The organism is Lentilactobacillus hilgardii, from assembly GCF_009832765.1.
GTDB lineage: Bacteria > Bacillota > Bacilli > Lactobacillales > Lactobacillaceae > Lentilactobacillus > Lentilactobacillus hilgardii.
Map to the genome: position 1 here is coordinate 2,405,582 of NZ_CP047121.1, position 12,444 is coordinate 2,418,025.

The 12,444-nt window shown below is 39.7% G+C and carries 10 protein-coding genes; 6 read left to right on the top strand and 4 right to left on the bottom strand.

What is annotated here, in order from left to right; genetic code table 11:
* Positions 1–189: 189 nt before the first annotated feature.
* Positions 190–1,080, top strand: coding sequence for an ArsR/SmtB family transcription factor (locus GQR93_RS11495; protein ID WP_004466643.1), 891 nt, complete (start codon positions 190–192; stop codon positions 1,078–1,080).
* Positions 1,081–1,108: 28 nt separating this feature from the next.
* On the top strand, positions 1,109–1,708 hold the full coding sequence (locus GQR93_RS11500; RefSeq protein WP_004466641.1) for a hypothetical protein: 600 nt from the start codon (positions 1,109–1,111) through the stop codon (positions 1,706–1,708).
* 116 nt (positions 1,709–1,824) lie between these two features.
* On the opposite strand, the gene GQR93_RS11505 is transcribed toward GQR93_RS11500, so the two are convergent.
* From GQR93_RS11505 to GQR93_RS11515, 3 genes are all read right to left on the bottom strand, one after another.
* Entirely contained in the window at positions 1,825–2,874 is a 1,050-nt protein-coding gene (locus tag GQR93_RS11505) for an acyltransferase family protein (protein ID WP_004466639.1), read from the bottom strand.
* Positions 2,867–3,688: a COG4705 family protein gene (locus tag GQR93_RS11510; protein WP_225430330.1), complete on the bottom strand. Its 822-nt coding sequence runs from the start codon at positions 3,686–3,688 to the stop codon at positions 2,867–2,869. Before GQR93_RS11510 ends, GQR93_RS11505 begins: the two co-directional genes overlap by 8 nt.
* 164 nt (positions 3,689–3,852) lie before the next feature.
* A complete protein-coding gene (locus GQR93_RS11515) occupies positions 3,853–4,575 on the bottom strand; it encodes an alpha/beta hydrolase (protein ID WP_004466636.1) in 723 nt (240 codons plus the stop codon).
* Positions 4,576–4,838: 263 nt separating this feature from the next.
* Here GQR93_RS11515 and GQR93_RS11520 point away from each other — a divergent pair, with 263 nt between their 5' ends.
* Entirely contained in the window at positions 4,839–5,894 is a 1,056-nt protein-coding gene (locus tag GQR93_RS11520; RefSeq protein WP_004466633.1) for an SGNH/GDSL hydrolase family protein, read from the top strand.
* A gap of 105 nt (positions 5,895–5,999) precedes the next feature.
* Here GQR93_RS11520 and GQR93_RS11525 read toward each other — a convergent pair whose 3' ends face one another.
* Positions 6,000–6,986 carry an ADP-ribosyltransferase gene (locus GQR93_RS11525; RefSeq protein ID WP_004466631.1) on the bottom strand — a complete coding sequence of 329 codons (987 nt, stop codon included), beginning with the start codon at positions 6,984–6,986 and terminating at the stop codon, positions 6,000–6,002.
* Positions 6,987–7,288: 302 nt separating this feature from the next.
* Here GQR93_RS11525 and GQR93_RS11530 point away from each other — a divergent pair, with 302 nt between their 5' ends.
* From GQR93_RS11530 to GQR93_RS11540, 3 genes are all read left to right on the top strand, one after another.
* Positions 7,289–10,390, top strand: a complete 3,102-nt coding sequence (locus GQR93_RS11530; protein WP_004466629.1) for a YfhO family protein — start codon at positions 7,289–7,291, stop codon at positions 10,388–10,390.
* A 275-nt stretch (positions 10,391–10,665) separates the two neighbouring features.
* A complete protein-coding gene (locus GQR93_RS11535) occupies positions 10,666–11,673 on the top strand; it encodes an acyltransferase family protein (RefSeq protein ID WP_004466627.1) in 1,008 nt (335 codons plus the stop codon).
* Positions 11,674–11,829: 156 nt separating this feature from the next.
* The gene (locus GQR93_RS11540; protein ID WP_225430329.1) at positions 11,830–12,432 is read left to right on the top strand and encodes a TetR family transcriptional regulator; all 603 of its coding nucleotides are present in this window, start codon (positions 11,830–11,832) and stop codon (positions 12,430–12,432) included.
* Positions 12,433–12,444: the final 12 nt, after the last annotated feature.

Below are 12,444 nucleotides of genomic sequence, written 5' to 3' on the forward strand. Positions count from 1 at the left end.
TTTTATAAACTTTAATTTGAATTTTGACTTCAAAACAGGTTTTTGCTAATATAAAAGTCGTCTTAAGCGGTTACATTTAAAAAGATTTATAAAAACATGACTCTTTCACTAAAAGTGCAGTTAATCACCGTATAATGATATAAATCACAAGTAAAATAACATAAGATAGATTATGAAAGGTGATGCCCTATGGATTTGGATATCTCCAAAGACTCATTGGAAGTTTATAAAGCGCTTGCAAGCTCAGTGAGGATCGATATCATTCAAGAACTGTCCTCAAAGCGCATGAGTGTGCAAGACCTATCAAAAACATTAAAGTTAAGTAGCGCCATTGTTTTAATGCATCTCAATAAATTGGCAGAAGCCGGTATTATTGGCTTTGAACGCCATGGCCATAAAAAAATATCCTACTTAAAAGTTGATAACATCAATGTTCATTTCCCCAAAACAATTTATCCGGCATTTGCCGTATACGATACTCAGGTCCCGGTTGGCCAATTTACCGATTATTCCGTCACCCCTTCCTGTGGATTGGCAGGAAAAAACGATTATATCGGTAAAGTTGATAACCCCACTTATTTTATGAGTCCGGACCGCATTAAAGCTGGAATGATTTGGTGGACGGAGGGGTTTGTTGAATACCAGTTTCCCAACTACTTAGAGGAAAAAGACAACCTGGAAATGCTGGACCTTTCAATGGAACTCGGCTCCGAGTTTCCCTTTTCCAATAATGTCTGGCCGTCTGATATTTCGTTTTATATTAATGGTGACGAAGTCGGTACCTGGACCAGTCCTGGTGACTTTTCAGATATTCGTGGCAAATATACACCTGCCTGGGTACCGGATAACGTTAACCAATATGGCCAGTTAAAAATTGTCAGGATAACGGATCACGGCAGCTATTTGGATGGTCAGCCCTTTACCGATGTTTCTATTGATGATATCGACTGGCACCAGCCAACATTTACCGTCAGATTTGCAATTAAGGATGATGCCAAACATAAAGGCGGCTGTACTATTTTTGGTCAAGGATTCGGCAATTATGACCAGGATATTTCAATGAAACTCTTCCACAGTTAATTAATCTAATAAATGAGGTGGCAATGTCATGGAAACTGATGATAAAAAGCGTGAATTTATCTTGAGTTATTTGGAAACCCAACCTAATCAAGTCAATTTAAAAGTTGTTCGCCAGTTAATTGAGTTTAGTAAAAACAACAATTACGCTGCACCCGATATTTTGTATGAATTAATGTTGATGGATCAAACCCACGAAAAAATTTTGACCGCTACTTTTGATTTGGATTTTGTGGATGGTGTGAAGCTTTTTAATAATAAAGCCGATCGTTGGTTAACCGATCGGGGCCAAAAATATCTTCAAAGTTTAAAACTGCAGGAAAGTCAATCCATTCATTCCAATCTTGACCCAGGAAATGCTGGTGACACCGACACGGCTTATGATGGTTACCTCACTCAATTAATTGCCTGCAAAGATAAAATGCAGACGGAAGCTGACAAAGTCACCTTACAAGAATTCACAATCGATTTGCGTCATCTACTAACTGACAGTAAAAAGCTTGAAGAAGGTGCACTTAATAAATTCCAACCCTTTATAGAACGAAATTGGCGTGATTTATCAACACCCATGACACCGATTTTAGTAGAATTGTCACGTCGTTTTTTGTTTGCGATGGCTTACGATGCTTAACTTTATAGCTTCATTTTGAAAGCTTCATGATTTCAACTCAAAAAGCACTTTACCATGCCATTTTTATAGTTTGGCAGTAAAGTGTTTTTTAAATTAGCTTATAAAACAACCTTTTCCTAAACCTTATCAATAAGTTGTCCACCAGAACGCTCAAAAATGCTTTTTCCAACTTTCTGGACAATTAATGCAATCATAACCGGGGCGATGATGCCAATTGCCAACCTCACAGGCAGGCTTCTCATACCGATCAGTAAGCATAGGTCCAAAAATAATTTATGTCCATACATAATTGCAAGGGTATGCCGTCCAATAATCGGCAGTCCAAACTTAATCGGTATTTTAGAAGTAAAATACGCACAGACCATTATTGCCAGCGAAAAAATGACGGGAATAACAGCCACTGCCAGCCCAATCGGCAGCGAACTTTGCATTAAATGTGACTTTAAAGACAGTCGAAAACTAAAATCCCCCTTAGAATGTATATAAATGATCAATCCGGCAAGTGCCATAATCGGCATATTGACTTCAATCTTTTCAAGCCATTTCAAATGCCCATGGAATAACAAGTATCCTAAATAGGTATAAAACGCCGTTATTAATACGGTATCCATTCCCCATGGCATCATAGCAAAGCCATTTATATGCATCCACGTAACCTGCTGATAACCGGTTCCCAAAAATAGTCCTGCAATTGTTATCAAAAGGATGATAAGCCAATTTTTGGTCACTGAAATCAATACAGTGACAGCCATAATCGTCAGCAAATACACGTTAATAAACCAAAAGGTACTTGTATAAAAGTTCAGTGTCCTTCCGCCAAGAACCAAATCAAATAGGTGTTTCATCAAAAATTGATTACTTTGATGATGAATGACCGTATAGAGGCAAATGAGCAATAGACCAATCCCCGCGTACATCAACAGCTCACTAATTACCCGTTTTTTAAAAAATGTCAACCATGCGTCGGTGCTTTTCAAAGGCTTTAAGAAAATCCCGGCAATTAGAAAGAATAGTGGGATATGCCACCAATACAGAAAGTGGGCCGTTGAGCTTCCGGTCAAAATATGCCCCAGCACAATTGCGATGATCCCATAAGCTTTCGCAATGTCGAGCCATTCTACCCGATTATTCGGTTCTCCAGAATTCGTTTTAAAATGTTTAGCCATGAGATACTTGCGTTCCTCTTTGATCATTCTTGTACAGCATCATGACAGCTGCCATAAATAGTGCAATACCAATAACGGTCATCCACTGGTTGCCAAGAATGCCTTTATCAAAGTTATAACCAAAATAATCGGCAAAGCTTGCACCTATTGGCCGTGTCAGGATATAAGCAAACCAGAATGACGCAATTTCAGCAACCCCGTTTTCTTTTGGCTTAAACATTGCCCGATAGACCAATACCATGAGGAAAATAAGTCCTAATACAACACCCGTATTAAGAAAGCCCAGTCCTAATCCCGTAGGATCAGTGTTATACCCGCCGCTTCTCGCAGTTGCAAACCAATCCCCGGCAGCCGTCCCAAGCATAAAGGTCGCAGCCACTGTCAACCAATAAAAGGCCTCTTTATATCTTGACATAATATGGTGAATTGATAAATCCTTTGTGGTAGCATACCACGCCACGAAAAAGCCAATCATCAGCACAAAGAAAATCAGGGTCGTTTCAGCATAATGAAGACCGGTTACAGCCTTTAAAGTATCCGCAGAAAAAGTTCCAAAAACCGCCAACAAGCCAACTGAATTCCAGTAAAAGATTGGATGATACTTATCAGATTTGATCTGCAGATACAAAAATACAATAAATAGTGATAATGACCAACCGACCGTAAACAATTCACCGAGCGTTTGATGCTGTTGTCCGAAAATTTGACTTGAAAAATCCGAAGCTGATTCCCCCAGCATAGTTGAAATTAATTTGGAAATCCAAAACAGCATCGTAATGGCAGGCACCTTGTTTTCCAATACTTTATGTTTCACAACTATCACCTCACCTTAATTAGTGATTTCAGATTAGCATTTACTAAAGACAGCTTCACTCTGTTTTACGTGAGAGAAAAATGTGAGAATCTCAGAAAAAAAATAACCAAGACAATTTTCACATTAGCCTTGGTCATCATTATATTTAATAAAATTTTATTAGCCTACTTAATCCCAACAACTTCCTGCAGCCATTCCATGCCCAACTCGAACCATCGTGCCATATGTTTATCAGCGCGATCACGGTTGACAATAGCTGTCCACTTATTTGCAAGGGCAATGCCATGATTGCCTGTTCCAAATTCATGGACTTCAAACGGCACGTTGTTCTTTGCCAATGCCTCAGCGTAAACGTGAACATGATCCAGGAATGGTGTTAATTCATCATTGATTGATCCCCAAATAAACGTTGGTGGTGTTATCGAAGAAACCGTCTTTGAAACATCCAGGCTCCTAATGCCCATTTTTTTATCCAATGTCGGCTTAATAACCGGATAACCCAACATGGCAAACTTTGCGTGGCTATGTTTCTCATTTGAATAGTCGGCTGCCAGCTGACCACCTGCAGAAAATCCGATAATACCTAATTTATCGGTATCAACATTTAATTCATCGGCATGCTTAATAATGTAGTCAAAAGACTGCTCAATAGACGCCTTGGCATCCTGATAATTTTTCTTTTCCAAAACCGGATACTTAACGACAAAGGCTTGGAATGCTTGAGTTGCAAATGTCAGTGCCACCCGTTCGGTATCTCGTTCTTTTAATTGTTTATAACTGCCACCGCCAATAATCACAATGCCGGGAAGCTTTTCATCCGTTTTACTTTGATAAATGTCTAATGAAGACTCTTCTGATTGATCAAGTCCGATATTCCTAATATCCATGAAATCACCTCAGTGTCTATGATAAGTGGATTTCATGAAAATTACCATGACCAATATGACAAATATTTGTGGTTTTCTTACAAGGACAGCCACTTTCGATACCTATAATAATTCGTTATATCGTTATTGAATCGCTTGATAATGACAAGTTTTCACATTTATTGTTAAGATTGACGGAATAAATTGACTTACGTCCAATGAATAACATATAATACCCTTTGTTATTTCCGGGGTCTAATTATCATTCTGAGGAGCAAGGTCATATGTCTTGGTTTATTAAACGAAAAAAAATAGTTATCTTTTTAGCCTCATTCTTAATTGCAGGTGGCGTATTTATTGCTACCGGCAGAGTCGCAGATACAAGTTCCGAGGAAGTCCAGGTTGAATACAGTTCACCGGTCATCACGCATGCCTATGCCTTGAAGAAAAAAGCTATTTTGTACAATAATGTCAAACTCACCCAAGCGATAAACGGCAGTTCATTTTTAAAAACCGCCTGGTATCGAACACATGCCGCTAAACTTTCGATCAATGGCAAAACACAAACGGCTTATCAAGTCAAAGACAATAGTGGCAAATATACGTTTTGGGTTTTGCGGTCACAATTAAAATCGATTAACAGTAACTCCTACAAGTTGAAGCTTGCCGGAGCCAACAATCGATTCTATCATAAGAAAATTGGCTTCTTCGGTGACTCAATTCCTTCCGGATGGGATGGTTATCATTTCTACATGAACAATTCATACCCGGATTGGATGAATAAATATCTTGGTACTGATAATCGTGTTGAAAACTTTTCAGTTCCCCACGCCAAAATTGTTGGCAAAAGATTTGCATATATTGGCACAACAAGGGTTGCACAAGACTTGCCCGTCGCTATTAAGTACCATGAAAACGACATTCGTAATATGAATATGATCTTTATTCATATTGGTACAAATGACTACACCAATTATTCAGGATCGGGGAGTTTGAGAAATGTTATCGCCCATTTAAAGCGAAACGTGATGGCAATCAAACTGTTGAATCCAACCGCCAAACTTTATGGCGTCTTACCATTAACGCGCTATGATGCTAACGGTCAAAATCGACAAAACATGTCGGATATGTATGGCTACACTTTCGGCCAACTCAGAAGTGCCGAAGCCAAATTATATCGCCAATTAGGTGTTAATGTGATCAACTTTGACACAATTGCACCGAATTTGATTACCGATCAAAATAAAGATATCGTGTATGAGGATCATGAGATTCACCCAACGCCACAGGTTGCCCAAAAACTGGGTTATTACTTGGCAAAATACCTAATCAGCAAATAAAAAGAAAAGATGGTCAGGACTTATCATCCCGATCATCTTTTTCTTTTTGTCATACGTGATTCCCAACCGTTGTTAATCTTAATATCAGTCCAGTCAGATGCTCACTTATTGCTTAAGATTTAATGTGACCAATTGGTAATTTGTCTTAACATTGCTAACCTGCTTCTTGGTTTGCTTTCCTTTTTTCTTAATCGTCGTCACGGTATGAACCGTCGACTTGGCCTGCTGCACTTTGGTGACAATCAATTTTGTCCCACTATCCAATAAATATTCCTTTTCACCAACATTCGTAGAAACCGGATCGATATATGCGCCGTGATAGCCGGTCGGCAAATTGATTTTTAATACAACATGCTGTTTGGAAAAACCCAATGCAATCATTTGGCTAAGCGTACAGGATGAATAAGCCGGATCGTGGTATTGACGGCCAACCTTTAGCGATTGACTACCAAGGGACTTTGCCAGTCCTTCTTTGGAAATGCCACGGTAAACAGTTGTCGGCTGATCAAGATGAAACGCTTGGATGCCGGTACTAATTGACTTGATGCTGGTTTTAACCTTTGCCGAAGCAGCGTCATCAGGCTGACGAAGTGCCGTGTTAATCTTGCCATATCCGTTATTTGTATAATAACGAATTGCCTTTACTTGTCCCTTACTTAACTTTTTAGCCCACTTTTTAGACGAAACCGTAAGCTGCTTAATCTTTTCAGGATTATTCTTAATACCCGCTATTGAATAAACGTACTTGATTGGGTTAATGAACGCAAACTGATTTTTATTCCCGGGAATTGTCACAACATAGCCATTTCGACTGGTAAGCTTGTCCTTTACCGTTAAAACACTGTTTTTTGTGACTGATACCCAGTGATCATCATCCACACGTCCATTTGCAATGCTGTACAATCTCGCTAGTTTATTCGTTACCAACTGTCGTTTACCCACGTTAACAGCGTGTGCATAATAATTAGTCGTGACATAGGTTGTTTGGTTGCCCTGCACTTCTTTCCGAACAGATTGGGCTTGGACCGGTAGTTGGACAAAAATCCCAACCAGAAAAATCGTTCCTAAAAGCAGTCTTTTAAATTTGGTCATTTTTATAACTCGTCCCTTCGAAAACTATAGGCAACATTTTACACGAATTTAACTGCTTTGCAAGTTCGACTAAAATTCTGACTCACGCCTCCTTTAAAATGACCCAGCCCTAAAAGCATTTTCTTCTACTATTATTAAAAAGATTGATACAAGTTTCGCAGATTAACGTTGTAAATTAAATGTAATTTCTTCGTTAAATTTGGTTAACAACTTTCTCAAAATAATTAAACTTTCAAATTTCACTTGTGTTGTAACCGCTTTTTGCCTAACAATAAGGTTGAGTTATTAGGAGGGTTCATATCATGCAAGAAACAGCTTCACGTTCGATTGGGAAATCGCGAAAAGTCCCGTTGTTTATCCTGTACACCGCCACCTTTATTTTTATCTGCTTATTAACCTATTCGCTACCTTGGCTGGCGGGAAGAACCTTGATCTGGAATGTCGACGGTATTGCACAACATTTCCCGATTTTGGCACAGTTCCAACGGATTTTGCAGGGCACCGCACACCAATCACTATTCGGTTGGTCATGGAATTTGGGTGCCGGTGCGGATCAGTTAACAACTTTTGCTTTTTACATTGTCGGTGATCCTTTCAGTTACCTGATTGCCCTATTTCCAGCTGACAAACTTGAACTGGGCTATCAAGTCTTAATTCTGCTTCGATTATACTGTGCGGGTTTGGCATTTCTTGCTTGGGCAAATCAACGTTCATTCAGTCGTCATAGCAAACTAATCGGCACGTTGATTTATACTTTTTCCGGGTACAATTTTTACGTCTCCATGCACCATCCTTTTTTCCTATTACCGATGATCATCTTTCCGCTTCTGGCGATGGGCGTCGAAAAAGTGCTTCATAAACAGAACTGGCTGCCACTGGCACTTGCGACCGCATTAGCTTTAATCAGCAATTTTTACTTTGCCTACATGCTGGCACTCGGTACCTTTGTCTATTTATTGACCCGCTATTTACACTATCGCCACGTTAGTCCCGAAAAGTTACCAAACACTAAAATTATTTATTGTGTCATCCAAGCGGTCATAACCGGATTATTGATGGCTGGTATCACACTTTTCCCGACGCTTCTAGCCGTTTTAAATTCAACCAGAATTGCCTATCACGCTAAGTTTGCCAACGGCTTATTATTATATCCGGCAAAATACTACTTTTCTTTACCTAATCAACTGATTACCAGCACAACCATTAAAGATTACTGGCTGGTTCTTAACTTCTGTGGTTTGGCCTTTTTAGCTGCCATTTATGTCTTGAAACATTTCAAAGCAAACAGGGCACTGGCCATTATTTTGCTTGTTATTCTGGTTTCAATCCTGCTGCCACAAGTCAGTGCAACAGCAAATGCCCTTTCGACGCCTTCAAACCGCTGGTTATTTCTGGCAGTCCTGCCAATGAGTTTAGCAGTAATGATTTTTGTCGATCAATTACCGCATTTAACGCGCAGCGACTTGAAATGGTTGATTGGATCAACCGTTGCCCTAATCGCGCTTGTCTGGATTACAAAGGGATTAACGTTAAACGTCCAACAAAATGACCTGATTGCTTACGGATTTCTAATTGGTTTTCTTTTATTAATTGCATGTCAAACGTCTCTGAAACTATCGTTAAAAACGGTCGCAGTGACTCTAACCGGGTTGGTTTTAATTAATCTGGTAAGCAATGGTCAGGGATGGTTAAGTCCAAATAATAGCCGGAATCTAAATTCCGAATTGATGTCGGGATCAGCTGCTAAATGGTTAAAAGACTATTATGACGGTGCACAAACAGCACTGCCAAATACCGGTGGCTTTTATCGAACAACAACTATGAACCAATATTATCGCCATCGAACTGCTGGTAATAATATCCCTATGGTTCTCGGTACCCATGACTTGGGCGCTTATTACTCAATTCAAAACGGTTATTTATTAAAATTTAACCGATCACTTGGAAATTCCGATTCCGTGGTCAACTCAGTGATCGGTGAAGGCGATGGTCGTACGACCCTACTTAACCTAATGGGTGTTCAATACATGTTTGCCAAAACCGATATTATTAAGCGTCCCCAAGCAGTTCCATATGGGTTTCATTTTGTTAAAAACAATCAGGGAGGTATTCTTGATTTTCCTGAACTTCCGGTTCCCGGCCTCAGTAATCACTCAGGTACCGTGCTGTTAAAATCAGATCTGGCGCTTCCGTTGGTTTATATGCAAAATCATGCCATTACGGCAGCTGATTATAACAGTTTGTCACCACTTCAGAGAGAACAAGCCCTATTATCGGGTGCCGAAGTTCAAAAACCCGTTGATGGTGTCTCATCGACTTCTCCCAAACCAACTGTTAAGACCGTTGGTTATACGACTCAGATGTATGATCAACACTTGGTTAATAACCCTATTAAGGCAACACTCTATCGAATGAGGCATTCACCAAACATCAGATATCGTCAGGCTGCCGCTAAATTCAAGACGACATTGCCGGCCAACAAAATTGCGATCTGGGAAAAAGCAACCGGTCTTAACCCAAAGGGAACACCCTTAAAAAACGTTATTGCTAAAAATCGGGAAGTCGTTGAACGCCACGAGGCCGAAAATCAAAGCGGCTTAAAGATCATGGATAACGATGCACAGGGACACCACTTGGCATACCGATTGAATTTAAGGGACCCCAACAAATACCGTAACAGTGAACTGTACCTGGTCATTGATGGCATTTCAGAAACCCGTCATACAATGATGGACCGCCTTGATAACCTGCGTGCGGATTCAATTGTGAGCGGAACGCCGGTTTCCAAGCTGCAAAAGATTGATCGTTTAAGAACCGCCGCCGCATTTCCGGATTTGGGCGGTTACTCAATATCTGTACAAACCGGTACAACGACAGCTCATGTCCGTCAACTGCCGATGAATAACCTTTCAGATTATGAAGACCGACAGCACATTGTTCTAAACCTTGGGTACACCTCAAAGGCAAATCGTGCACTGATCCTACGTTTCAGAGGCGTTAAACAATTGCACTTCAAGAGTCTCAAAATTATGGCAGTGCCATTTAATAGAACTTATAACCGCAGGATTAACCAACTTCAGCAAACCGGTCTTCAGTATCAAAAAGTCACCAATGATACTGTTTCCGGGTATACCGACTTAACAAATCGTCCTCGGATTATGACCACTTCGATTCCGTATTCAACCGGCTGGCATCTTCAAATTGATGGTCGCAATGCTGAAACATTCCGTGTTAATACCGGTTTTGTGGGTGCCCAGGTTCCTGAAGGCCACCACTTTATTAAATTAAAGTACGAAACACCCGGTTTTAAACCTGGTATCCTCCTATCGATTGCAGGTATCATCTGGTGGGTCATTTTTTCATTGATATATGGCATGACTTTGTTGATGAAACACCGAAAATAGTGACGAACTTGAGCGTCTGTATCAATTCCCTAATCCAATTTTTAAATTAACCATTAAAAGTTGCCTTTTTACTTTTCAAACCTGTCATTTTGATTACAATTAGAGATTGGAAGTGAGGTAATCAATACTTCTTTAACCATGTCAGCGTTCAATTTTGCTTTAAGGTTAATTTATGGTTACTATGAAAAAATACAAAAAGCAATCAAATTAGTGGTTGCCTGATTAATATTGCAAATCAAGTCTTTTAGGAAGGGTTCGGTGATCGCACCAAAATTATGAGAAAAAAGAGAATTGAATGGATCGATATTGCTAAAGCCTATGGTATTATAGCGGTCGTCATCGGCCACGCTTTGGCAAGTGGTACAACCACGCATATCATTTATTGGTGGCATATGCCGTTGTTCTTCGTTATTGGTGGTTTCTTTTTAAAACCAATAAATGCTAAGAAATTAATTGAATGGAAAAGGTTCTTTAATAAACGACTTTATCGAGATCTGTTGATCTACTTTATGGCGGGAATCGGGCTCATTCTTTTGTACAGCATTTTGTATAATAAAGATTGGCAATACCTGGTTAACCATCTATCACGATTAATTGTCGGTGGCCGGACATTAAACCTTTACACAAGTACGTTTTGGTTCATTAATGTTTATCTGCTGTCGATCTGCGCAGTAACACTTTTAATTTCAACAGTAAAATCTCGCTGGATACAGTTGGGAATTGTATCAGCAGCTTTATTTGCAGGTACTTGTTACGATAAGATTGATTGGATGCACCTCTACAGCTTTGAAACAATGCCGTGGAATGTGGACATTGTTTTAATTGCAGCATTCTTTACCTATATCGGTTATCTGTTTTTCCACACTCATTATCAATGGATCGAAAAGCCGGTACCAATTGCAAGTCTTTTAGTACTTTCCGGAACATTAGTTGTCCTCTATTTGAATAACAGTTTTGATTTTCAATTTTCATTGAAATCCCACGAGATCCAATCTTCGTTACCAAAAGTGGTTATGTTGGCAACGATTCCACTCATTTTTTCATTTGGCGTAATGGGTCTTTCCTATCTAACATCCCATCTTGAAAGCAGCTTTATCTTGGCAACAATCGGTCAACATACAATGATTATCATGTACCTGCACAACGCCCTACTGGATATCACTTCAATGGCCGGTATCGAAAATGTTGCAACCAAGGTGATTATTGCAATTATCGTTCCAATGCTGATTACTTTGGTTAAACGCCCGGTTACAAGAAACCGCAGCCTTTACCTTGACAGTTAATCATTACAAAAGCGTTTGAGAATCCTTTTCCCTTTATAGAGGAAGCTCAAACGCTTTTATAGCTCAAATTCAACCATAAATGGCATTTTAACCGCTTAACGACCGGTCAGTGCTACAATGATACTTGAATCATTAATCATCATTGGAAGTGATTTTTTGGAAAATCCTGAGATTCAACCACATCAAGAAAAAAACACCAATCGTCTTGTCCTTTCAACCGCATGGAAAATCGTTCAAGATGCTGACTATCAAGCAGTTACGATGGATGCCGTCGCTATAAATGCTCACCTGTCTAAAACCGAGCTTTATCAAAAATGGCCCGACCGTGCCACGTTGGTAACAGCCGCATTTTCTCATTACGATTCAATGGCCGTTAATCTGCACGTTCCAAACGGTGGTCACTTAGAACGTGATTTAAGTAAATTATTCAAAGAACTACTACCGGAAATTAATGAATTGAGCCGCCCCAAGTTCGCCGGGCTAGTGCCGGAAAGATTACAAGATGTCTCGCTGGATCAGATTTTTTCAATCGGTCCAGGCAAGGATTTTCATAAAGTCTTGATGACTATGCTGAAACGGGCCAATAAACGGCACGAAATCCAGCTAGACCAATTGTCGGAAAATGTTCTTAACCTGCCCGCACTTCTATTAGTTAACCAAATTATTCAGGGAAAACAGGTTGTTAAGAAAAATTTGGACCAACTCATTACAGAAATCCTGCTACCGGTTTTTACCGCGTCAAAAGTGAAATGGATATAATCTAATTAAAAA